Annotated in this window: 20 protein-coding genes; 14 read left to right on the top strand and 6 right to left on the bottom strand. The window is 41.7% G+C overall.

All coding sequences use genetic code 11. The features are described 5' to 3' along the window. Positions 1-680 precede the first annotated feature (680 nt). Positions 681-2,585 (top strand): right-handed parallel beta-helix repeat-containing protein, encoded by a 1,905-nt coding sequence (locus FET73_RS12685; protein WP_154224335.1) that lies wholly within the window; start codon positions 681-683, stop codon positions 2,583-2,585. A gap of 208 nt (positions 2,586-2,793) precedes the next feature. Here FET73_RS12685 and FET73_RS12680 read toward each other — a convergent pair whose 3' ends face one another. Continuing rightward, positions 2,794-5,895, bottom strand: coding sequence for an Ig-like domain-containing protein (locus FET73_RS12680; RefSeq protein ID WP_179952277.1), 3,102 nt, complete (start codon positions 5,893-5,895; stop codon positions 2,794-2,796). 251 nt (positions 5,896-6,146) lie between these two features. On the opposite strand from FET73_RS12680, the gene FET73_RS12675 reads away from it, so the two are divergent. From FET73_RS12675 to map, 3 genes are all read left to right on the top strand, one after another. Continuing rightward, positions 6,147-6,329, top strand: a complete 183-nt coding sequence (locus tag FET73_RS12675) for a hypothetical protein (RefSeq protein WP_154224333.1) — start codon at positions 6,147-6,149, stop codon at positions 6,327-6,329. A gap of 215 nt (positions 6,330-6,544) precedes the next feature. Further along, the gene (locus FET73_RS12670) at positions 6,545-6,751 is read left to right on the top strand and encodes a TA system antitoxin ParD family protein (protein WP_179952280.1); all 207 of its coding nucleotides are present in this window, start codon (positions 6,545-6,547) and stop codon (positions 6,749-6,751) included. After that, positions 6,744-7,517 (top strand): type I methionyl aminopeptidase, encoded by a 774-nt coding sequence (gene map / locus FET73_RS12665; RefSeq protein ID WP_179952276.1) that lies wholly within the window; start codon positions 6,744-6,746, stop codon positions 7,515-7,517. The genes FET73_RS12670 and map overlap by 8 nt, the downstream gene beginning before the upstream one ends. A 145-nt stretch (positions 7,518-7,662) precedes the next feature. Here the strand turns inward: map and FET73_RS12660 are convergent, their stop codons facing one another. Beyond that, the gene (locus tag FET73_RS12660) at positions 7,663-8,937 is read right to left on the bottom strand and encodes a sensor histidine kinase (RefSeq protein WP_154224331.1); all 1,275 of its coding nucleotides are present in this window, start codon (positions 8,935-8,937) and stop codon (positions 7,663-7,665) included. 3 nt (positions 8,938-8,940) lie between these two features. Continuing rightward, complete coding sequence (locus FET73_RS12655) at positions 8,941-9,636, bottom strand: response regulator transcription factor (RefSeq protein WP_154224330.1); 696 nt, start codon at positions 9,634-9,636, stop codon at positions 8,941-8,943. 223 nt (positions 9,637-9,859) lie between these two features. Between FET73_RS12655 and FET73_RS12650 the strand changes: the two genes are divergently transcribed. The 3 genes from FET73_RS12650 to FET73_RS12640 all read left to right on the top strand — a co-directional run bounded on the left by FET73_RS12650 (position 9,860) and on the right by FET73_RS12640 (position 13,731). Then, on the top strand, positions 9,860-11,011 hold the full coding sequence (locus tag FET73_RS12650; protein WP_154224329.1) for a DJ-1/PfpI family protein: 1,152 nt from the start codon (positions 9,860-9,862) through the stop codon (positions 11,009-11,011). A 123-nt stretch (positions 11,012-11,134) separates the two neighbouring features. Next, entirely contained in the window at positions 11,135-12,694 is a 1,560-nt protein-coding gene (locus FET73_RS12645) for an amidohydrolase family protein (RefSeq protein WP_179952275.1), read from the top strand. A 362-nt stretch (positions 12,695-13,056) separates the two neighbouring features. Beyond that, entirely contained in the window at positions 13,057-13,731 is a 675-nt protein-coding gene (locus FET73_RS12640) for a hypothetical protein (protein WP_154224327.1), read from the top strand. Positions 13,732-14,001: 270 nt separating this feature from the next. On the opposite strand, the gene FET73_RS12635 is transcribed toward FET73_RS12640, so the two are convergent. After that, a complete protein-coding gene (locus FET73_RS12635; RefSeq protein WP_154224326.1) occupies positions 14,002-14,892 on the bottom strand; it encodes an NHL repeat-containing protein in 891 nt (296 codons plus the stop codon). Positions 14,893-15,199: 307 nt separating this feature from the next. On the opposite strand from FET73_RS12635, the gene FET73_RS12630 reads away from it, so the two are divergent. Together FET73_RS12630 and FET73_RS12625 are read left to right on the top strand one after the other, a co-directional pair. Next, positions 15,200-16,738, top strand: a complete 1,539-nt coding sequence (locus tag FET73_RS12630; protein WP_154224325.1) for a glycosyl hydrolase family 18 protein — start codon at positions 15,200-15,202, stop codon at positions 16,736-16,738. A 104-nt stretch (positions 16,739-16,842) separates the two neighbouring features. Then, entirely contained in the window at positions 16,843-17,979 is a 1,137-nt protein-coding gene (locus FET73_RS12625) for an FG-GAP repeat domain-containing protein (RefSeq protein WP_154224324.1), read from the top strand. A gap of 279 nt (positions 17,980-18,258) precedes the next feature. Here the strand turns inward: FET73_RS12625 and FET73_RS12620 are convergent, their stop codons facing one another. Together FET73_RS12620 and FET73_RS12615 are read right to left on the bottom strand one after the other, a co-directional pair. Beyond that, positions 18,259-18,711: a nuclear transport factor 2-like protein gene (locus tag FET73_RS12620; RefSeq protein WP_154224323.1), complete on the bottom strand. Its 453-nt coding sequence runs from the start codon at positions 18,709-18,711 to the stop codon at positions 18,259-18,261. A 30-nt stretch (positions 18,712-18,741) separates the two neighbouring features. Then, a complete protein-coding gene (locus FET73_RS12615; RefSeq protein ID WP_179952274.1) occupies positions 18,742-19,266 on the bottom strand; it encodes a YciI family protein in 525 nt (174 codons plus the stop codon). Positions 19,267-19,609: 343 nt separating this feature from the next. Between FET73_RS12615 and FET73_RS12610 the strand changes: the two genes are divergently transcribed. The 5 genes from FET73_RS12610 (at position 19,610) to FET73_RS12590 (ending at position 23,240) form a co-directional block, all read left to right on the top strand. Beyond that, on the top strand, positions 19,610-20,605 hold the full coding sequence (locus FET73_RS12610; RefSeq protein WP_218944333.1) for a hypothetical protein: 996 nt from the start codon (positions 19,610-19,612) through the stop codon (positions 20,603-20,605). A 49-nt stretch (positions 20,606-20,654) separates the two neighbouring features. Continuing rightward, positions 20,655-21,206 carry a hypothetical protein gene (locus tag FET73_RS12605; protein ID WP_154224322.1) on the top strand — a complete coding sequence of 184 codons (552 nt, stop codon included), beginning with the start codon at positions 20,655-20,657 and terminating at the stop codon, positions 21,204-21,206. A gap of 241 nt (positions 21,207-21,447) precedes the next feature. Then, on the top strand, positions 21,448-21,726 hold the full coding sequence (locus FET73_RS12600; protein WP_154224321.1) for a TfoX/Sxy family protein: 279 nt from the start codon (positions 21,448-21,450) through the stop codon (positions 21,724-21,726). Then, on the top strand, positions 21,723-22,037 hold the full coding sequence (locus tag FET73_RS12595) for a putative signal transducing protein (protein ID WP_154224320.1): 315 nt from the start codon (positions 21,723-21,725) through the stop codon (positions 22,035-22,037). The genes FET73_RS12600 and FET73_RS12595 overlap by 4 nt, the downstream gene beginning before the upstream one ends. A 30-nt stretch (positions 22,038-22,067) precedes the next feature. Then, entirely contained in the window at positions 22,068-23,240 is a 1,173-nt protein-coding gene (locus tag FET73_RS12590) for a TraB/GumN family protein (protein ID WP_154224319.1), read from the top strand. Positions 23,241-23,346 lie beyond the last annotated feature (106 nt).

Genomic DNA, 23,346 nt, shown 5'->3' with positions numbered 1-23,346 from the left:
GCCTTCTTCAACCATCAACTTCGCATAATCACGACGTTGTTCAACCGTAAATGATAATCTTTGCTTCTTTGACATTTTTTAACCTCTGTTTCTTGTATTATATAGGCTAAGAATATGTCCGAGTTTATTAGACCATTACACACCTACATCCATGTAGGCGTCATGATATTTGTCCAATAAAAACATCATTTTGAGGCTTTTGAGTGAATATTTCCTTCCAGATAATCAACAGAGGTTGTAGTAAACCTCAAATTAACAGAACGCTCCTTAATGTCTTAACTTTCTAACTAAACTAATCTAGGACATGCATGTTTTGAGAATACCAAATCAAGTTTTAGCGATGTTTTTGGTCTAAAAACATTAAGAAATGTCTAAAAAATGTCAGGTACGGTGAAAGCGTGTTTTGTCAAGACTATCTGTAAGCTTGTGTTTCTAATCGTGATTTTGTGAATGAATATATTTTACTTTTATTTGGTGTGGTTCTCATGTTTTGAGACAGGCATGAATTAAAATATATGTAAGACAACAGTTTTATGCATTCATAAAAAACCATAAGTTCTGAATAAGTTTAAATCATCATTTTTACTTTAATCAAGAACCACTGATGTTTAACTGGTTTATTTATTAGGTACAACGTGTTTTTGAGTGCATAGAATTCTTTATATTTTGGGAGCAGTTTTATGAAATTAAATTTTAATACTTTTACGGCCATGACTTTATTCTTTTTGGCTATGACAACAACAAGCTATGCACAATTATATTGTGATAACGGTGCTAACAGTGCCGACTATTTTTGGATTGAGTCTGTCAGTAGCGGTGATTTTTATCATTCAGCTGGGGCTAACCAAGGCCAATTGGACGACCAAGATCACCTCTATCATGGCTATGTGGATTATACGGATCATGTGATTGAGTGGAAGGTGGGCTTAAACCCGCTGAATCTAGAACCTGGGTTGGCTTTTCAAGGCTATCCCTTACATTGGCAAGTTTGGATTGACCTGAACACTGATCACATTTTCAGTGAAGATGAGCTGGTTTTATCTGAGTCGAGTCAAAATATGGTTAATAATCAAGTTGATTTGTCAGATTTGCGTATTGATGATGATTTGACTACCAGGATGCGCATATCGGCGAGAATATTTCAGCCAGCACCTGTATGCGGCGGATTTGATCTGGGTGAAGTCGAAGATTACAGCCTAACCATAAAAGGCCCATTGCGTGTTCCAGAAGCTTTCAATACTATCCAATCGGCTATAGATGCGGCTTTGCCTGGTGAAAGAATACTGGTGAATGATGGTGTTTACAATGAAGCGCTTGTGATTGATAAGGCAGTGATTCTTGATTCGAAAAATGGTTCAGAAATGACCAATATTACAGGTTTGATTGGGGAGCATACCATTTGGATTCAATCACCCAATGTTGTTATTAATGGTTTTGATTTAACGGGCCAGAGAAGTGCCTTAGATTCGGGCATCTTTTTTGATACCGGTTCGCATGATGGTCAAGCATTGAATATAGATTGTGGTGTAAACATAAATAATGAAACTGATGACTGGAATGTTAGCATTTTGGAGTCGGATCGTATAACTGTTTCTGGCTTGAAATGTGATCACAGGGGCCAGTATGGTATTTGGGCAGAACACACCAATGATAGCCAGTTTGTTGACAATGTAATTAAAGGTAAAATTCATGATGGTATTTTTGTCAGGTGGGCATCAAATCTGTTAATTGATGGTAATACTTTGAATGAAAACTTCAGAACAGGTCTGACCGTGGCGTCATCAGATGATGTGACCATCAGTAACAATGATTGCAGTCGAAACTTTAAGGTACCGGTACCACTGCATAAAATCAGTGATGGAATCAATGTCATCAATTCTTCAGAAATCATTGTTGTCGGAAATGAGTGTAATGACAACGAAGCGTACGGTATATTAATTAATTGGGGGAATCATATTCAAGTGTATGACAACAACTTTAATGACAATGAAAATAATGGTGCATTCACACATTTTAACAATGACATCGTTATTGAAAATAATACATTTAATAACAATCAAGGTCAGGGCTTGAGCGTGAATGGTTATAATCATTCCGGGTTGTTGTTAGATGGCAACACATTCATTGGTAATGCGGCGTATGGGTTGAAAATTGACAGAATGAGAAACAGTCAAGTTATGAATAATTTATTCCTCAACAATGAGGGAGAAGTTTCATTCAACTACACTGAATCATTTTTATTAACTAATAATCGCTTTGAATCAAATGCAGACACTTCACTTTGCAAGTTTGATATGAAGTATTCTAGGAATAATCGATTTTATCTGAATGAATTTATTTTGCCTCCAGTTAATGGTATGTGTAGTGATTCCATTAGCATCAATGACTGGAACTCAGAAACAGAACTCAGTTATGTATACCAAAATAACAGCTACTTGGGTTTTTTGGGCAATTATTATTCATTGGGAAATCACGATGATTTGGATGGTAATGGGGTGTCTGATGCAGGCTTTGTCTTGCCGCTTAATGAAGGTGTCGATTACAACGCATTAAGCGAAACATTAGACGAATATATAATTCAGTAAAGCTTCCTGTTTTCAAATGTGTCGCGGTTTAATCCTTTTAAGCCGCGACTAATCCAGCTGTAATTAGAATTCAAATCGAGCGCCAATACTGACTGTGTATTGGTCAAAATCATTTAAATATACGAGGGGTCAGTACCCTACAACAGCTTAACGTTTCTGACCCCATTGATTTACTTTCAATTTAACATCTTTTCGTTTTTTTAATGACTCAAAATGACTTCTGATCCAACAAATTAATCGTTCCGTCTGAATCGAAATCTTCCATGGGTGCTTTCGCTATCAGAACTTCTTTCATCCATTGCTCAAGTGCATTGGCTTGGATGACATCATGATAATTTCCATGCAGGCTAAAAAACTCACCATAAAATTCAACACTGTCAGTTATTTCATCATATATCGGTGCATCCAGCCCAAAATGAACTGACTGTACAGAAGCCAATACGCTAAACACCTTGAAATTGATCGAATCTTCAAAACCATTATTGAAAACAACATCAGTGTGGGTGATGTGGAATGATTGCACCATAGACACATCTGCACCACCATTTTCTGTGCCTTCATCATCTTGTAACACAACATCAACCAAGGCCGAACCATAATTTCCGGTAAAGTTTACAGACAGCATTTTATTGTTGTTTATATCAATACTTGAGATGATGCCATTGCTATCTGATTGTACGGTCACAAAAAAGTCCTTGATGCTTTGGTCCGATTCATTAGCTGGACCCATGACAATATTTTCTGCAAAGTCATTCACGATGAATGGGTTCATCGACACATCAAACAAGTTAACCACCACATCACCAATGACATTGAAAGTGGGTGCATCATTCACTGATGTGATGCCGATCACTAAAAAGGCTTCTACTGATTGCACGCCATCAGTCACCTCAAATTCGTAAAATGCTGTACCAAAAGCATCAGGGGCTGGCACATAAGTGAAGGTTCCATCGGTATTTAAGGTCAATGACCCACCAATGCCGTTCATGGTATAAGTTCCTGGGTTCAGCACTTCTAAGCTATCATTATCCAGATCGAAGTCATTGGCTAAAGTACCATCATCACTGATATCACCGGTTATTGTCCCATCCGGATCTGTGGTCAGATAATTGGTGTCTTCTAAACCTTGGTACACATCAATTTCAGTATCTGGTTCGGTGTTACAGTCAACAACCACATCAGTGATATCATTAGTTCCAACTATGCCACTTTCGTTGCTTAACAAACAAGTTTGATTGGGCAAATTTAAGAGGCCTGAAACGGAATAGCCTTCGCCATTTAAAACTGGAGTCACAAAGTTAAACAGGCCGTCTTGATCAATGAACAAAACTTCACTGTCATTATTTACCAGAGTCAGGGTATTACCTGGCGTTAAACCTTGCACCTCGCCGCCAATCAAAGGGCTTAATTCAAATGCATAAACAGCGCCAGACAAATCTTCCTGAGGAGCGCCTACGATTAAGGTTGATCCATCTCTTGCCATTGCTGTTCCGAAATTATCATCCTCGCCTGTGTTTGATGCTTTGATAAACGCTTTGGATTGCCATGAATTATTTTCAAATTGATAGGCAAAGACTGCACCAGAGTTTGGTTCTGAGGTGTCATCTGGGTTTCCGCCTATGCCAACTGACCCGCTGTTGTTGTTGGCATCGCCTAGTAATAACGAGTTACCCTCTATGACCACCGAAGTGGTAAATTGAATTTGTGGATTTTCAATAATGGCTTGCTCTGACCAGGCATTACCGTTACGGACAAAAACTGCAGCATTGAACCCACCAACCCCTGAATTAAAATACCTTGAACCAATCACCAAAGTATCATTCGACATATCCATTGCAAGACCAAATTCTTTGGGCGTTTGAGAAGGTTTTATATAAGCTTGTTGTGACCATGTGGTTCCTGTTCGGGTAAATACATAAGCCGCACCAGAGTTTGGGACACTGTTATCGCTTTGGTTGCTGTTAATGCCGGTTGCGCCACTGGCTTCATAAGGCGCACTAACTATTAAGTTGTCTCCATCTAGTATCACAGTCGATCCAAAAGTATCACCTGCATCGGTGTTGGAGGCCTTGATGTATGCCTGCTGGTTCCAAGTACCATTGTCTTCGACAAAGACATACACAGCTCCTGAAGCAACAGCTGTGTTATTCACATCAGATTGATTGCCATTCACACCAGTTGAAGCACTGTCCTCTTGTATGGCTGATACTGCAATTGTTGACCCAGAAATCGCCACTGACCACCCAAAAAGATCAAAGTTTTCTGAATTGGATGCTGTCAGTATCGCTGATTCTGACCATACGCCGTTAGAACGCGTAAACACATACGCCGTTTCTTCACTAAATCCAGTGCCAACTACCAAAGTGTCGCCCTCGATGGCCACAGAGTATCCAAACTGTTCGTTAGCAATCGGATTTGATGACTTTAAATAAGCTTGTTGAGCCCAATTATTGCCACTTTTAATATAAACGTAAACGGCACCCGCATTAGGAACCGAGTTGTCTAAAGTACCAGAGCCATCGCCATCTTCATCAATTGCTCCTACAACCAGAGTATCTCCAGAAATCGCTACGGCATTACCAAAATTATCTCCAGAATCTGAATTACTGGCTTTGATGTAATGAGACTGTACGAACTGAGGGTCTATAGTCAGTGGATAAATTGCTTTTTGATCATCAACTTTCAGCTTAACATTTTGACCGATCAATTCCATTTCAGCAGGTAATATTTGTCCTGTAGCATCCCAAACTTTGAGTTTTTTATAATGGATACGGATATCCGAGCCATCTGTAAATATCAGTTGTTTACCTTGTTGAACCATAGCCAAATTCGTGTCCACTTTTATGCTCAACTGTAATGGTTCACTGGGAACATTTAAATTCGGCCGTTGTTTGAGTTCAAACCATTGCTCAGTACTGAAGGGTGTGTTGGTCCAATATTCGGTCAGATTGTTGTTCCAATGGTAGTTCAATTTTTTATCATTGAAACTGATGGCATATGGTTTATTGGGGACATTATCCAATTCACCGTAACCCAATGCCTCTAATTGCATGCCAATGTGAAATCGCTGTTGTTCATGAGTAGAAGAAAGTACTGTTTGACCATCGACACCATATTTGATTTTCCAGCCTTGTTTAGCGTTAGTAGCTGTCCAGCCTCTCTGACCTTTTTTAACAGCCTCGTATTTTGTTTGATCATAATGACTGGATTTTTTTAAGCCTATTTGGCTTTGATTTGCTATAGAAGCACTTACAATGCCCAGGTTTAAAAATTGAACTAAAAAACAAATTAAAATAAATCTTATTCTCATAAACTCCCCCAAAATTAACATTCGATTATTGACCACTTCATCAGCAAGGTAAAAGTGCCTATACTTAATATATTCTAATATTCTTAAAAAAAACAATCAAAACACACCGGTAACTTCAATTTTTACAAATAAACCAAATTAAGTCATTCAAAACCTTTGTTAAAAATAAAGTCATGATTGGTGCGGTAGGCGACGATCAAAGCACTGATATTATCTAAACTTTGAAAAGGTGGCTAATCAATGATGACCAAATGAGCGTTAGGGGTGAAGATAACAAAGCGTTCAATTTATACTTTGATATCACCATTCAAATGGAAATGGCGATGATTCTCCATGCTGGAGTGATTTCTTTCCATTACCTGTTGAATATGCCACTGATAATCAAGACAGTTTTCGCCAAGAAAGGGAAAGTTATTCTGATCAAAGTGGGTTGAATATAGACAATGCCTTAGAAAATATCAATGACATTTCTGTTGGATTGTACAAGATAACAAACAAAAACAGTTATTGGTAAAATAAGTGATGCTGTATCTACTACCTAACATATCTGCCTGAATCATTCTATCGCGACAATACAAGGCTTGTAAATAAAAATGGCGCGCATATAATGTGTATTCAAATCATATACACTTTATATATTGGAGCGCTTGTGGGTATTGTTAAAATTGATGATGATTTACACACTGAGTTGCGCAAAGCAAGCACAGTGATGGTCCGTTCGATCAATGCGCAGGCAGCGTATTGGATTAAAGTTGGAATGCTTGCAGAGGCCAACCCCAACCTGTCTTATACCGAAATCATGGACAAAGAAATGAAGCGGGCAAACGTAAACATACGGAAGGCGCAAAGTGGCTAGGGTTCACATCAAATCACCTGATGAAATCGATGTGTTGCGCGAATCGGGGCGCATGTTGGCTCAGGTTTTTGAACAGCTCGATGGCTTCATTGCAGCTGGGGTTTCGACCATGGAAATCAACGACTGGGTTGAGGATTACATCATCAATCAGCTACATGCACGCCCCGCCAGTAAAGGACAGTACGGTTATCAGTACGTGCTCAACAGTTCAATCAATGAGGTGGTCTGCCACGGCATCCCTGTGACCAACCGAAAACTTAAATCAGGTGACATCGTGAACATCGACATCACCTTGGAACAGGCTGGATACATCGCCGATTCAAGCAAAATGTACATGATTGGTGAGGTTTCCCCTTTGGCCAAGCGTTTAGTAGACAGCACTTACCAAGCCATGTGGGCCGGTATTCGCACCGTTAAGCCAGGTGCCACATTGGGGGACATTGGCCACGCCATTCAGCAACACGCCGAAAAAAGGGGTTATGCTGTTGTACGTGAATATTGTGGTCATGGCATCGGACGCGAAATGCACGAAGCGCCACAAGTGCTCCATTATGGCCAAAGCGGCCAAGGTTTGGTGCTCGAAGAAGGCATGGTCTTTACCATTGAACCCATGATTAATCAGGGCAAAGCCAAGGTTAAACAGAAAAACGATGGCTGGACGGTTGTCACCCGAGACAAAAAGCTGTCTGCCCAATGGGAACACACCATCGCAGTGACCGCTGAGGGCTTTGAGGTTTTGACGTTGAGGCATGGTGAGAAAGATTAACAATACAGGTCGGACTGTGCGAAAGGAAGGTCTTATTTTATTTGAAACCCAAATCTTAAAAACCATTCAGAGAGCGATTTTATCAAGAGTTTTAACACAGCTCGAACATGATTTGAACTGTTAGAGAACAATGACAGGTATGTGTTTATTTGGTGGAAAGGTCCATCAAGCTGACACGGGTTCCTTGGTCATTTGTCTTGATTTTTAATGTGATGTTTTGGTGTTCACACAACCTTGATACCAGTGAAAGTCCGATGCCAAAACCCTGACTGTTTCTGCCTTTCATCAGTGGCTCTGTGACATGTGGTTGGATTGATTCTTCGATGCCTTGACCTGTATCTATGATGTGCAACTGTTTGTCTTCTGCTTGGATGGTAACCGTTCCTTGTTGGGTGTATTGAAAAGCATTGCCTATCAAATTTGACAACAAAATCAACAAGTCAGATTCATGCATCAGTAATTCGGTACTTTCATTAACGTCAATGAGCACTACAACAGGCTTATTCTTCAAAAATTTTTGTTGTTGTAGTACCACTTTCTCAACCAAAGGCAGCAGTTTTATGGCTGTTGTGGTCTTTTGGGTTTGTTCTCTGGCCAATGACAACAATGTCACCACCGTTTGTTCCATCTGAACACAAGCAAAATCAATCTGGCGGAGTGTTTCCCGTTGTTGTATGTTCAAATGCTCGCTTTGTTGAAACAATACTTCGACTGAGCTTTTGATCACTGCTATAGGGGTTCTGAGCTCATGGCTGACGTCACGTGTAAAATGCTGTTCTCTGCTGATGAAATAAGTCACCCGTTTGATCAATTGTTGAATCGCTTTTGCTAATTGTCTGACTTCATTCTCGGGTTGATTGGATGGGAATTTTTTGGGTAGTTTATTGGGTTTCAACAAGGCCACCGAGTCTGCCAGGTGAGTCATCGGTCTGGCGGTTCTTTTCGCTAATCTGAAGGCAAAGTATATGGCAAATACAGTGACTAACAAACTGATCATCACCAATGAAAATATAATGTAGCGCGTATGGGAACGCACCATCAGCATGTCGCTGACTTCGGAGACTAAAAAGGGGCCTTTGTCTTGATTAAAGCGGTGGATGTGAAAGTAACGCGTACCTTCGCCTTTGAACTCTACTCGCTGTGGTTCTTCGGCCAAAGATTGACTGATTTCATCAGGAAAATCTGCACTGGATGCATAAAAAGTCATGTAAGAAAACCTTGGCGGTGGCCAGACCCCGTGTTCTGCATGGTATTTAGATAAATGATCGGCTTCGGCTTCGAGGTGTAGATTGAAATATTGGTCTTCGATTGTATAGGCAATCAAAAAGTTAACCGTGCTGAACAGTACAGCACTGAACACAGCGAATCCAATGAAGTTACGGATGATGATGTTTTTTAGGCTGGTTGATTTGCTGGGCATGATTCAATCTGCTGCTTGAAGTGAGAAACCTATGCCATGGTGCGTTTTTAGCATGGCATAATCAAAGGGTTTATCCAGCACCGTGCGTAATTGATAAATGTGGCTGCGTATGGCATCTGATTCCGTGGGTTCATCACCCCATAGTTTTTGGCGGATTTCTGAACGGGTCACTTCACGAGGATAAGCTTCGGCCAGCATTGTCAGTAACTTAAAACTCATGGCGTGCAGCTCTAGTAAAACACCGCCTCTGTGAGCAGTTTGCTGTTGTAAATCCACTGACAAGTCACCAATGGTGATGACACTGTTTTTATTGAAGCCGTTGCGTCTGGCCAAGGCCAAACAACGCATGTGCAGTTCCTTGAGTTCAAATGGCTTGGTCAGGTAATCATCGGCACCATTTTCAAACCCTTCTACTTTGTCATCAAGCGTGTCTCTGGCGGTTAACATGAGGATGGGAATGTGCCTTTTGGATTTCTGCCTTATCACCGAACACACCAAAAAACCATCTAAACCTGGCAGCATCACATCAAGAATAATCACGTCATAATAGTTTTCTAAGGCCAAATTTAAACCTTGTGTGCCTGTATAGGCGAAATCCGTGAGGTATCCCAATTGTTCAAAATAGCGACTGATGTTTTGGGCTATTTCTCTCTGGTCTTCAATGATTAAAACGGATAGATTTTGTTCAGTTTGTATCATTTTAGGCTGATCTCATTTGTGGTCACGGTCAACATGACAGGTTTTTATTGTTTGAATGAACATGATTATAACCTTTGATTCTTTCACCATGAGGCTGACAGGGCCAGATATGCGATTTCATAAAGTTAACACCCAAAAGTGTGAAATGAATGTGAAATGCACTTAACAATGGTTTCACAGGCGGCGTCATAAAGTGATTGTTTTTTACCTCAGGAGAACACCAATGAAATGCACTTTCAAAAAAAGCAAAAGTATATGGCTTGCCGCTTTATGGGTCGTGATTATCGGTCCTCAATTTCACGCCACAGCAGAATCAACCCCTGCCGAGATCGCTCTACAGCATCATAAAATCTTGATGGTGCTCAGTGGTTATGGCAAAGACCAGGGTCAAACCAAACCCGGTTATGAATTTGATGAGTTGGCTAAAGCCTATTTGACGTTCCGTGACAATGGTGTCTCTGTGGACATCGCCAGTCCCTCAGGTGGCGCAGTAGAAGCAGATAAATACGATGCCGACAAAAACTTTAACCAAACCTTTTTGGCAGACCCTCAGGTCATGAATCAGTTGGCTGATACTTTGGCATTTACGGAGATCGACAGCCGGGATTATTCTGCAATTTTTGTCGTTGGTGGAAAGGGCGCCATGTTTGATTTGCCCTATGACAAAACATTACAACAAATCATCGCTGATATTTATCAAGCCGGTGGCAGCGTGGGCGCTGTTTGTCATGGACCTGCGGCATTGGTTGATGTGAAGTTAGATGATGGTAGCTATCTGGTAACAGGTAAAAAGGTCAATGGCTTCACCAACACTGAAGAGCGAGTCTTTGGTAAAAAGTGGGTTAAACACTTTGATTTTCTGTTAGAAGATAAGCTGAATGAGCGAAAGGCAAAATTTCAAAGCAGCCCTATGATGTTAAGCCATGTGGCTTCAGATGAACGTCTGGTGACCGGTCAAAACCCAACCTCAACTGTCGATACAGCCCAAGCGCTGCTGACCAGCATTGGCATCAAACCGAATAACGGCAACCAATACAGTGATGACCTGACATTGAAATTGGTCGCGGATATATTGAAAGGTAAAGAATCTGCAATCAAGCAATACCAAAACAATACGGCCAGCTACGAACCCAAGATGATAGGCATGTATGGTTACATGTATTTCACCGCTGCAACAACAGCACAAGAATACCAGCAGGCTTTGACTTTGATGCAATTGGCTCAAAAAGACATAAAACACCCTAAGCTTGATCTACAAATTGCCAAAGCCCACCTCAAACTGAATCAAGAAGCAGAAGCCAAGACCATACTTACCCAACTGGTGGCCAATAACCCCGAATTGACCGAAGCCCAAAATTTGATTGAACAAATGTAACAAAAAGGAATTCTGACAGGGCTTCCATCATGCCATCGATGGGTCCTGTCACTGCACTTCTGTGCGTCGGTGGAATGTGTTCATTGCATAACTACAATAGAGATAAGGAAACCCAATACAATGATGAAAATTATAAAAAAAATCAGTCTATGGATACTGTCGATATTAATTTTGCTGGTGCTGTTGGCAGTTTATTTTTACCTCATGCCACTGAAAAAGCCTGAAGTTAAACCATACGAAGGTGACCTGTTTATTGCTGATATTCATGTGGTGGATGTGATACATGAACGCATCAATAAAAACCAAAACGTGGTCATCACAGGGGGAATTATTGAGCACATTGATGCCACAGTGAAGCCTGAAGACTTCAGCAGTCATCGATTGATTGACGGCAGTGAGAAATACCTCATGCCTGGGTTGTGGGACATGCACACCCACAGTTTAAAGATATCACCCTACCTACATCACCCCTTGTTTATCCGTTATGGGGTCACAGCAGCACGTGACATGTCAGGCTGTTTAGAACAAGATGATTCTTATTGGGCATGCCCGGATGACAGAAGGCGATGGACTCAAATGGCAGATCAGGGAGATTCTGTTTCTCCTGCTTTTTACCAACAAAGCAGTTATCAGACTAATGGAGGTAATGAAGTGCCTACCAATTTTGCTGATTTTTTCCACTTGAAATCTTATGATCACGCTGAGCAAATGGCGAGGTTTTATGCCCAACAAGGTGTGGATTTTATTAAAACCTATAGTGAGTTAAGTGCTGACCAATTCCGCTGGTTGGTTCAAGCTGTGGCTGAACAAGGCATACAACTGGCTGGACACAAACCACTTGAAATTTCGCTAGAACAAGCCCTGGAAAGTCAAATGGCCAGCATAGAACATGGCCGTTTGTTTGCATTTGAGTGTTATAAAGACATTGAATCTTTCAGGTCATTGTCGGATCCCATCTCAGCCTACAACGCCGAGAAAATCAGAGACATCATCAACAATCAAGACCCAGGGAAATGTACACAATTGATGCAAAACATGGGCAGCAGCCAAACCGCATGGGTACCCACCTTAACCACTTTGAACATGAGTGCCCAATCCAGAGGTGTTGATTTTGATCATCAGGTTCATATGCAATACATCCCCACAGTGGTCAAAACCCTGATATGGCAACCCGATGTTAAAAGAGCCAGCAAAGGGTTGGATAAAGAAGGCGGATTCGTTCACAACGATTACTATGAACTGGCTAAAACCCAAATCAAAAAAGCCCACGAGAACAAAGTCAAAATTTTGGTTGGCACAGATAACATTGACACGATGGTGTTCAGTGGTTTCAGTGTTCATCAGGAAATGCAAAATTTGGTTGATGCTGGCTTGCCTGCTGCGAAGTCCCTACAGGCCGCCACCCTGTGGCCCGCACAATTCAGCGGTGTTGATGGCGTTACTGGTAGTGTGAATGTGGGTAAGCGTGCTGATTTGGTGATTTTGAACAACAACCCACTGGCCAACATCAGACACACCCAGGCAATTGAGGCGGTATTGTTCAATGGCCTGTACTATGACGACGATGCCCTTGCTGCATTGGAAAAATACACCATCAACATGGCCGACTCAATTCAATTAAACACAAAGCTGTTGTTACAAATGCTCATGAGCCCATTGATGCGGGTTCAAATGGCAGATTAGTAGTTAAAAAAACAGCATTCAAATCAAAAAAAGACAGCTAACTGAAGAGCTGACTGAGGTGTTTGCAGATTATTTTTTTAATCAATAATTCCTGGTTGAGTCACAAGGGGTGGTTTAAATATCGGTGAACATAGCCTGCTCTACCAAAAACCATTTGTTAAATGCAGTAAAATAACCCAATGATCAAAACTCTACTTCAAAACGAACTCCGTTTCCTGACATTCAGCAAGGTAGGGTGGGCTCCGCCCACCACAAAGCTGGAATTATGGTGCTGATATAGGTGCTCTTTAAGTGCTGGTGGGCGGAGCCCACCCTACCAAAAATTAAAGAAAGGTTAAGTCATCTTGCGGTAAAATAAACACATGATTAAAACACTCTTACACAACGTGTACCGTTTTCTGACATTCAGAAAACCGTCAGTGCATCTCCGTGATCATGCGCAGGCTTATTTGCTGTTTGGATTGTTGACAACTTGGTTGGCGGGTATGGGTCGTTATTGGGACAATCCCCGGGCTGAGTTGTGGCAGTATTTGGGTTTGGGTTCGGTTGCTTACGTGTTCGTTTTGGCTTTCTTGCTTTATTTTATATTGATGCCGCTGAAGCCGAAAAATTGGTCTTATCAGAATGTTTTGTTGTTCATCACTTTAACTGCACCTCCAGCAATTTTGTATGCCATTCCTGTTGAGCGTTTTATGTCGTTAGGAGCAGCAGCAGCGACCAATGCTTGGTTTCTTGGTATTGTGGCGATTTGGCGAGTGGCTTTGTACGCTTGGTTCTTGAGGGTGATGTGCGGCTTAAAGGGCATGGCGCATATTGTTGCATTGCTGTTGCCTTTGGCTTTGATTGTTTTTGCTTTAACGGCCTTGAACCTTGAACATGTGGTGTTCCGCATCATGGGGGGCATCATGGAAGATGAAAAGACCGCCAATGACATGGCCTATACTGTGGTTCTGGTGATTTCGTTTTTTTCTTTTTGGGCTTTTCCTGTGCTGCTCGGTCTTTATGGTTGGTGTGTTTACCAAACGAAGCGGGTTTAATTTCCTGCGATTTTGTTTTTCAATCCGATATTGCGCTGAAATTTTTTAGAATACCTATTTGGTTAGGAAGGACATTTATTCAAGGCGGTTTGACGCAGCCAAGACAACGCCATGGAAGGTGTTGTTAGAATCGAGACTGGATCGGAGATCGAAGCCTCGTTTTAATGAACTGATGGATATGAGTTAAGTAAATATGAATATGGTCTCATTTAACGATTGGTGTGTTTTTCATACCCCAAAAACACACCAAAAGACCAATTAAATTAGTGGTCACTCAAAATCATCAGCAAAAATATAGTCAATAATGATGTTGCTGGTATCGACACTGTCGCCAAGAATAAACACGCCAGAATCATCAAAGCCACTGTTTAAATCTGAACTGAGGTACTCTTGGTAGTTTTGTAACTGTAAATCAGCTATGTACACTTTTCCGAAGCGATCGCCACTGATGATTTTTCCATCAACGATATCTACATCGTACAAGCTTCCACCGACATCCAAAGTACTTAAGATATTACCCTCGCTGTCTATCATTTGTAGGTCTCCATCCCAGTCTGCGATGTACATATTGCTGTTTTCATCAACAGCAATGCTTCTGTGAGCAGTGTGACCAAAAATATCTGCCAAGCTGATGGTTTTTATGAAACTGGCATCATTTGGGTTATAGACATCAACATAACGACCACTTGGAGAACCACCCGGGTACAAAGCATACAGTAACCCGTCTTTTCCAAGGGTTAGATCAATGGGTTCAATATTATCGGCAAACCTAACGTCAGGCACTTGACCCTCCAAGTCAAATTGAACAATTCCGTGCAATTCATCTTCAGGGTCTCCAAAAGTTCTCATGTCAGTCACCCAAACAAACCGGTTGTCACTGGCGATACCACCGTAAGTTCCGTTATTGACGGTTGACCAACCTGAAAATGTGAGATCTGACCACACATTGTTTGAATATACGCTCAGGTTGGGGTCAAATGTTCCGTTATATACCAGTAGGGTTCCATCTGATAATTTAACAGCATCTCGGGCGCTTTCTGAAATATCTTGAGAAATAGGTATGTTTGTTGTGTTTAAACTGATTTCGTTTCCTTGACCAATTTTTTCATCTGAGCTAATACCAAAATCTGTAGCTGTTACGACTTGAGTCAAAAAAACCATAGAAAGGCATGTTGTTTTAAGTTTGTGTGAGGCCATACTTTTACATTTTAGAAAACAAATCATTATCATTGTTTTGTACATACGATGCAACCGACTTGGCTTAGGTTTTTGTTTCTTGAAATTTCATCATTAAATAGTCAATCCGTGAATAAGATGGGTTTATTGGATTTGAGCCTGGTTACCTTGATTTCAATCAAATAAGGTCGCAGTGAAAACTTTTGGTAAAACAAAGAGGCTGTCTTTTGGCACTCAACCTATCTCAGTGATTGGGATATAATAACCACAGTTAAATTTAAAAAGATGCCTCATGTACCCAGCTGTTAAGTCTTTTGCCAAATTACATCCTTCGATGATTCTGACTTTGTGTTATGTCTTGATCACTGCGATTGGGACGGGCTATAGCTTTTTCTTTTACCGTGAATTCGGTATCAATATCATCAAATTTGCTGACTTGAGTGATTTCTTGTTGGCCGCGATACTCGAGCCACGCTCATTGGGTCTGTTTGGGTTTACTGTTGTGCTGTTGATGGGTTCTTATTGGGTTGATGTCTTTTTCAGGAAGCGATTTCAATTTTATAGGAGTTTCGTAGAGAATCGGCTTAAGTCTAAATACACTGACCCGATCATCATGATGGCAGTGGTTTTTTTGAGTACTGTGGTTTTGATGCGGGATTTGGCTGAAGAAAATGCAGATGCCATTAAAAGTCAAGGCCAAGACAGCTATAAAGTGTCTTATTCAGAAAACGGTGAAAGTGAATCATTGCAAACACTTGAGCTGTTAGGAAGCACGTCTCGGTTTGTTTATTTCTATGACCATGAACGCAAGCACGCTGTGGTGGTTTCGCCTGAAAATGTGAGTTATATGAGGAAGTCTGTTTTAAAAAAAGAAAAAGATAAAGCGGCACAGTCGGATGTGAAGCAAGCTGGGCTTGATTCTAAAATGGGTGCTTTAAAAAAAAAGCCTAAAATACAAAACAACAAACACAGCCCACGATTGATTGCTTACTATAACAGCAACACCAAGCCGATACTCAAGAATGCTGAACAGCTGCCTTACACCCACTACATCCTTTCATTTTTAATTCCAGATGGTCAAGATGGCATCAAGCCATCAAATGACTTACAAGCCGTACTGGATGATAAAGCGGCTTTGAATCGGGTACAAGCTGCCGGAAAAAAGCTCATGGTGTCGGTCGGTGGTGGAACGGTCACAGGTAAAGATTGGTTAAAGATGGGACAACATGCCGAGGCGGTGGCGGAGTCAGTTGCTGCAATTGTTGAAAAACATAACTTGGATGGTGTGGATTTGGATGTTGAGGCCGTGCCCTACACCAAACAAGAATCATTCCAGCCCTATGCGGATGCCGTCATTGCCATTACACAAGCATTGTCAAAACGCTTACCGAATAAAGACTTGAGTCACGCACCACAACCGCCCTATTTGTGCCAACCCGGAAGTTCCGGGGAATGCCCAAATGATTCACTTTATGCAACGATTTTAGCCGCAACAGGTAATCAAATCAGTTGGCTCAACATGCAATATTACAGTAACCCACCGGTGACCTCGTCTGATATCGATGAAGTCGAATCATACGTTTCAATTGTTGAAGGGTGGGAAGGTTTCTCAGGCCTGGATTCAACAAGGCTGGTGCTCGGCAAGCCCTACTCCAAACACGTCAATGGTTTCGAACCCAAAGCTGAAGTGAACAACAAAATCCTCAATGCCTTAATTCAAAAATACGGTCAAGATTTCGGTGGTTTTATGGCATGGGAATACATTCAAGATGAAGAAGGTATTTGGGCTGAAGCGGTTCACAAATCCTTGGGTAAAAACCAGGTAAATTGATAACAGTAAAATTATTAAATTTATTGTCACCGGGAACCTGTTAAGACAAGCGACAGTGATGCGTTAAAATACAACATTATAATCCCAATTGAAAAGAGACCTTCATGAACCCCAATATCCTAAAAGTTAGCCTGGTTTCATACTTCATCAGTTTTTCACTTTCGTCAATAGCCGCATCTGTATCAGCACCCTTATATGACAACAAGAGATCATACCCGGTTTCATTAGATGAAAACATCACAGCTGGTGTGGCCTTGGGAGATTTGGACGGTGATGGAGATGTGGATTTAATCGAATCGAATGGGCGCCACTGGCCACACGCCAGTTATGTTTATTTTAATGCTGATAACCGTGGGTTTACTTCGCGTCAACAGCTGGGTGAAAATCACACCACTGGCTATCGCGTGGTTTTGTCTGATATAGATGGTGACGGTGATTTAGATGCGGTTGTGGCGGTGGATCGCTTGGCCAATCAAGTCCATTTAAATGATGGGAAAGGCAGGTTTACGGAAGTGAAATCATTTGGTGAAATTCAATCTAACACCCGCAGTGTGACGGTAGCAGATGTGAATGGAGATGGTGCGATGGATGTGCTGGAAATTTGCCGTGGGACTGCGAACAATATATTTTTAAATGATGGGAAAGGCGGTTTGAATCTGGCATCAACATTTGGACAATTATCCGACAGCACTTTAGATGTAGCTGTGGCTGACATGAATCAAGATGGAGTAAATGATTTGGTGCTGGCCAACCGGGATGGTCAGCAGAATACGGTGTTGATGGGCTTGGGCAATTTAAAATTTGCTGAACCTTTGGTGTATGCAACAGCCAAGCATGACACCCGTGGCGTGTCTGTGGCCGATATGAATGGTGATGGCAAGTTAGACATCATCACGGCCAATATAGGCAGCCCGAATGTGGTTTATTTGAACCATGGGGGCGGTGCATTTAAGGCCATTCAAACATTTGGTGGCGATTCGGCCAGTTATGCCTTGGCAGTGGCAGATTTAGATGGTGACGGTGATCAGGATGTTGTGGTCGCTAACAATGAACATGCCAACGAAGTGTATACCAATGACGGTCAGGGGAAGTTGAGTTTGAATGTATCATTTGGTAATGATGAGGCAGATACCTATGCCATCAGCTTAGGAGATGTGAATGGTGATGGTTTAATAGATATCGTGACTGCCAACTCAGGTGATGTCAATAGTGTTTTCTTTCAATTGAAAGCGCGAAATTAAAAGAATAAGCGTGTTTTTTGAGAGGTGAATATGATTTTGTATTTTTACCAAAAAACAGTAGCTTAGGGTGTTGGAAGATTCAGTGTGTTTTAATATTGAAAAAACTGAAGAAAATTTTACCTTAAAGCCAGTAAAGTAAAGCCCTTAGTAGCCATTAATTAAACTGGTGTTTATGCCAGTCATTAGGTTGTTTTATACGTTGTGGTGGGCAGAGCCCACCCTACAGTAGTGGTCTGTAGGATAGGTGTTTTGTCAGGTGTGTTTTTAATGGTTGAGTAGTTAATACTTCCTGATGACAGATACCAAGCCGTCTTCAATTTCCAGAACCTCAATCATTTCTTTGTTGATTTCAGCGGCTTTCTTGGTTTGCGGGTGTATGCCTTTTGATTGGTAGGCATATTTGATAATGACCACGTTCAAGCCTTCTGTGACACTGAGTAATTCACTGCTGTATTCGGTGTGTGCGGCGAGATAGTATGTCATGCCCTCGCGCATCAGTTCCTTGTTGTCATCTGCCCTGTCAGCATTTGGATCATATGGCAAGTGTTGGTGGCCGATGTCGTCTTTAAGCAGCTTTAAATAGTTCTCAATGTCTTCTGCTTTTGCATTGGGCTTTTGTGTTTCTGACCAAGCCTCAAAATACGTTTTGGCGAATGCTTTACCATCAAATTTTTCAGCTGAAGTGGCATGGAATGACATAAGGGCGGATAAAATGAAGATTAATGTTTTCATGGTTAATTCCTTATTAGGTGTGGTTGTGATTTAAGGGTTCACTTTCCAAATCTTTTCAGAAGCGGGTAAGTACTCAGGTAAGGCTGCTGAGCCGTACCAAGGAATGATGTCGGCAGCGAGGTAACCGGCTTTGAAAGCAGGATCGGTTTTGAGGATTTCATTGGCTTCTTCAACAGTTTTGACATTCAGAATAAACAAACCACGATAGCTGAGGTCGTTTTTTCCGAAAGGCCCTGCGACGACCAATTGTTCGGCTTCGACCATGCGGCCCATATTCTCGAAGTGGCCTTTGAAGGCTTCTGCATAAGCGGCTTTCCCAGCTTCAGTGTCTTCGGTGGCCACTTCTCCGGTTTTCAGCATCACCAAGACATAAGATTTCATTCCATAGTCATCGGCACCAAGCTTTTTAGCCAAGGCGGCATCGTAATTTGGGTTGTTGTTGACCACTTTGGCTGTTTCTTCGGTGTTTTTCGTGTTATCGGTGCTGTCTGTTTCTGACGCCAAAGCGATGTTGTTGAGGAGTAAAAAGCCGAGCATTAAAGTGGTGTTTTTCATGGTGATTCACAGGTTTGAAAAGATAATATTATCAAGCCTGTGTGGTTTTTATTCAACCAAATTACGTTTTGGTGCAGCTTCTGGTTGGATACTCGTGTCGAGCACGAGCATGACGGTGATGTGTGGTTGGTTGATGTTTTGCTTGAGATACCCGTGTCAAGCACGAGTATGACGGTGATGTGTGGTTGGTTGATGTTTTGATTCGAGATACCCGTGTCAAGCACGAGCATGACGGTGAGGTGTGGTGGTTGATATTCTGGTTCGAGATACCCGTGTCGAGCACAAGTATGACGATCAATTGGGCTTGGTGAGGTATAATAGATGGATTCAATAAATCAGCTGAATGATGATCAAAATAGAAAAGTACCATTTGCCTTTGTTGCTGCTGATGGCCATGTCATTGCAGTGGGTTTTGTATTACTCAAGTTCTGGTGCTTGGAATGATTATGGTCGTGCCAAGTATGAATGGCTGTTGTTGATTGATGGTTTGTTGTTTTTGCCTTTGGTTTGTTTCCTCTGCATCAAGGACAAAAAGCAAGCGGCTTTGAAGGCTGTGGTTTATGCCAGCTTGATGGTGTTATTGGGCAGTTATCTGATACCCGAAGCGAATAAGCAGCTGTGGCTTTATTTAGAATCAGGGCGTTTTGTGGTGTTGGCTTTGTTTGTGGTTTTTGAAATCACCACCATGCTGACGGTGGTTTTCGCCATCAAAGCCGCTTTGAATCAAAACATTGACCCAGATGATGCGATTGTTCAACCGATTGAAAAGTTGTTGGGTCATGGTCGGCTGGCTCATCTGATGGCATTTGAAGCACGTGCCTGGGTCTTTGCGCTGTTTCCAAGGCGTGTTGATTTGGAACGATTTCAAGGGGATGCGCATTTCTTGGGCCACTTAAAAGATGGTGCACAAAGTAACCTGCTGGGTTTTATCGTTATCATCCTATTTGAAATCCCTCTGATGCACCTGCTGTTGCATTTCATTTGGTCGCCCTTTACTGCCAATGTCATTACGGCTTTGACCGTGTTCAGTTTGGTGTTTTTTGTGGCTGAATACCGAGCCATTGCTAAGCGCCCAGTGTCTATTGATAATGAGAATAAGCGTTTAATCATTCGTTATGGCTTGTTTGCGCCATTGATTTTGTCTTTTGATGACATCGTTAATGTGTATGAACACACTGAAGCTGTGGCCAGGCGTGATGCCTACAAACGCTTTAACTTGTTTGGTGCACCGAATATCAAAATCACAGACCGACAAGGCCGAAGCTATTATTTGGGTCTGAATAATGCACCGGAATTTTTAGATAAGTTAAAAAAACAACTCCCCAACTGTCCTGATTGAGTTTGTTTTGTCGTAAAGACAATAAGACAAACAAATTGAGGACAAAACAATGAAAAATATCATCATCATGTTGGTGCTTTTGGCACCACCACTTTCAGCACAAGAATTAATCAGTAATGGGACATTCAATAGCAACATCAATCCTTGGGAACATTTTAACCGAGCTACATGGATTGCCAATGATGGCGCAGCGGCTTCAGGTAATGGCAGCATAGAAATCAAAGATAATTTGAATAATGGCAGTTCAGTTTATGCAGACTCTGAACTGGTACCGGTGGTTGAGGGTTATCGTTATATTCTGGCCAGTTCCTATAAATACCAAAACGGCAGCATGCCAAATGGGATGTCGATGGCCATTGAGTGGTATGACAGTCAAGGTAATTTCGTCGGCGAATACCCGTGGGATGTCAGTTTCGATATGTCTCAACCGGGCCAATGGTTGGATTTCGATACATCAGTCGATAACATCATAGAAGATGCCACTCAGGCACGGGTGCGTTTGTGGGTTCATCAACACAGTTCAGGTACAGACTTCAATACAGGTCGCTTTGATGATGTTATTTTGTTTCAAGACACGGTGTTTATATCAGATTTTGATTGATGCAGTGGCGGGTGGTTTTTGCTATCATGGATGAATGAAAAAACCACCTGTTTTTATTGAGCACCTGCATGAGGTTTTTGAATCTTTTGGCCCCATAACAGCCTGTGCCATGTTTGGTGGTTATAGCGAAGCGTTATGACAATGCAGTTGGTGAGCAAAGCGAATCAGCGCATTGGAACAATTAAGAAAACCAATCTTGTGAAGCCGATTTTTAGCCGAAGGTTAAAAGAAGGGAAGCAAGATGCTTAGTCATCATGATGGCTTGATGTTTGGTCTGGTGGCTGATGAGATTTTGTATTTGAAAGCCGATAAAGTGTCGATTCCATTGTTTGAAAAAGAAGGCCTTGGGCCGTTCATGTATGAAAAAAACGGCAAAGCCATGCCGATGAGTTATTACCAAGCACCCGATGACATTTATGACGATCCGGCGCTGGCCAAGCATTGGGCGCATATTGGCTATGATGCCGCTTTGAGAAACCGCAAGCCTAAAAAGAAAGCCAAGAAGGACGCAAAAAAATGATCCATTTAAAAACCAGCGAACACATCACCGAGCTGATGCCCTTGAAAACCGCATTGGAACTGGAGAACATTGATTGTTTTATCAAAAACGAATTCAATGGCGGTGGGCTGGGAGAAATCCCATTTACTGAAACCTGGCCAGAACTCTGGATTAAGAATGAGTCCGATAAGGCCAAAGCTTTGTCCATCATTGAGTCTTTTTCAACCACATCAGAAGCGATGGCAGATTGGGATTGCCCTGAATGTCATGAACGCATCGAAAGAGAATTTCAACTGTGTTGGCAGTGCGGCCATGTTTTGGCTGTTGAGTAAGCGAAAAAATTTAGACTAAAACCTATATCAATGAAATATCAAATTTTGCCTTTCAAAAAAACAGTGTTACTGAGTGTCTTCAGTATCTTTTCAACAGCATACTTTAGTACAGCTTTCGCATCACAAAACACCAAGAAATTTGAGGCTGTTGTTGATTCATTGGTGGCTGATATTTGTGACAAATCCATTGTGCTCTTGGGTGAACTGCCAAGCCATGGAGAAGCAATTGCCTTTCAAATCAAAGCAGCTGTGGTTAAACGTTTGGTTGAAACTTGTGACTTCAATGCGGTTTATTTTGAAGCACCTGTTTATGAATTTTTTGCCTTTAGACAAGCTTTAACTAAAAAACAAGCCAAGCCGTCACAATTAGACCGTGCTGTGGGTGGCTTTTGGTCGAATACTACCCTGCAACCTTGGCGTAAGTGGTTGTTTACACAGGCTGAGGAACATGGGCTTTTCATAGCAGGCTTGGATGATCAAGTCAGTGCCACATCGGATTTTGCTAAAACAAAGATGTCCATTTGGGTTGGTCGGTTGGTAGAGGAATCACAATCAAAAAGCTGCCAACAAGCTGTTGATCGAAACCTGAATTGGCGGTACAACGATGACAATCCATACCATCAGGGTGTCAATGAAATACTAAAGGACTGTAGTAACCAAGCTTATCAAGCGATTAAAAAGCAAGTGAATCCCTCAATTGATAAAAGCCAAATGGTGGCCAATTTGGCCAATTACTACGCCAGAAGTTTTGATCGAAATACTGCGGCGGAAAGGGATGAATCGATGTATAAAAACTTTGTGTGGCAGCAAGCCGACTTGCCCGCGAACAGTAAAGCTGTGGTCTGGACAGCAACCGTTCATGCGGCCAGAAAGCAAGGTGAATTAAGTTTTAAACCCTTAGGGGAATGGTTGAATGACTCGTGTTCGGATTGTTTATCAGCCATTGGATTCAGTGCCTACAGTGGGGAGTCGTCAATGGCTGGAATGCCTACGAAGACCATAGCACCAGCAGCTACAGGTACTTTGGAAGCAAGTGCAATAAAATCAGAAAATGACATTGTCTATTTGAACCAAGTTAACTTGAAGGAATTAGCTGTCATTTCATCAAGACTGTTTGGTACTTTCAAGAATGCAAACTGGAGCGAAATGTTTGACGGTGTGGTTGTAGTGAAACAAGAAAAGGCACCATCGGTTGAAAAGTAGCTTAACAGTGATTGGTCGATTGTATCTACCAAAAGCCTGTCCGCTAATGGTTAAATCATTGCGAAAACCCATAATACCTGTGAGAATAAGCTATAACATGGGTTTT

Source organism: Marinicella rhabdoformis (genome assembly GCF_009671245.1).
Lineage (GTDB): Bacteria > Pseudomonadota > Gammaproteobacteria > Xanthomonadales > Marinicellaceae > Marinicella > Marinicella rhabdoformis.
Note: the sequence above shows the minus strand (reverse complement) of the source record. Positions and strands in the feature narration are given on the sequence as shown.

Bases quoted from the DNA above. Each gene is read 5' to 3' on its own strand.
- FET73_RS12685 (WP_154224335.1), top strand. From the start codon at position 681: ATGAAATTAAATTTTAATACTTTTACGGCCATGACTTTATTCTTTTTG.
- FET73_RS12680 (WP_179952277.1), bottom strand. From the start codon at position 5,895: ATGAGAATAAGATTTATTTTAATTTGTTTTTTAGTTCAATTTTTAAAC.
- FET73_RS12675 (WP_154224333.1), top strand. From the start codon at position 6,147: ATGAGCGTTAGGGGTGAAGATAACAAAGCGTTCAATTTATACTTTGAT.
- FET73_RS12660 (WP_154224331.1), bottom strand. From the start codon at position 8,937: ATGCCCAGCAAATCAACCAGCCTAAAAAACATCATCATCCGTAACTTC.
- FET73_RS12655 (WP_154224330.1), bottom strand. From the start codon at position 9,636: ATGATACAAACTGAACAAAATCTATCCGTTTTAATCATTGAAGACCAG.
- FET73_RS12650 (WP_154224329.1), top strand. From the start codon at position 9,860: ATGAAATGCACTTTCAAAAAAAGCAAAAGTATATGGCTTGCCGCTTTA.
- FET73_RS12645 (WP_179952275.1), top strand. From the start codon at position 11,135: ATGAAAATTATAAAAAAAATCAGTCTATGGATACTGTCGATATTAATT.
- FET73_RS12640 (WP_154224327.1), top strand. From the start codon at position 13,057: ATGATTAAAACACTCTTACACAACGTGTACCGTTTTCTGACATTCAGA.
- FET73_RS12635 (WP_154224326.1), bottom strand. From the start codon at position 14,892: ATGGTTTTTTTGACTCAAGTCGTAACAGCTACAGATTTTGGTATTAGC.
- FET73_RS12630 (WP_154224325.1), top strand. From the start codon at position 15,200: ATGTACCCAGCTGTTAAGTCTTTTGCCAAATTACATCCTTCGATGATT.
- FET73_RS12625 (WP_154224324.1), top strand. From the start codon at position 16,843: ATGAACCCCAATATCCTAAAAGTTAGCCTGGTTTCATACTTCATCAGT.
- FET73_RS12620 (WP_154224323.1), bottom strand. From the start codon at position 18,711: ATGAAAACATTAATCTTCATTTTATCCGCCCTTATGTCATTCCATGCC.
- FET73_RS12615 (WP_179952274.1), bottom strand. From the start codon at position 19,266: ATGAAAAACACCACTTTAATGCTCGGCTTTTTACTCCTCAACAACATC.
- FET73_RS12610 (WP_218944333.1), top strand. From the start codon at position 19,610: ATGATGATCAAAATAGAAAAGTACCATTTGCCTTTGTTGCTGCTGATG.
- FET73_RS12605 (WP_154224322.1), top strand. From the start codon at position 20,655: ATGAAAAATATCATCATCATGTTGGTGCTTTTGGCACCACCACTTTCA.
- FET73_RS12600 (WP_154224321.1), top strand. From the start codon at position 21,448: ATGCTTAGTCATCATGATGGCTTGATGTTTGGTCTGGTGGCTGATGAG.
- FET73_RS12595 (WP_154224320.1), top strand. From the start codon at position 21,723: ATGATCCATTTAAAAACCAGCGAACACATCACCGAGCTGATGCCCTTG.
- FET73_RS12590 (WP_154224319.1), top strand. From the start codon at position 22,068: ATGAAATATCAAATTTTGCCTTTCAAAAAAACAGTGTTACTGAGTGTC.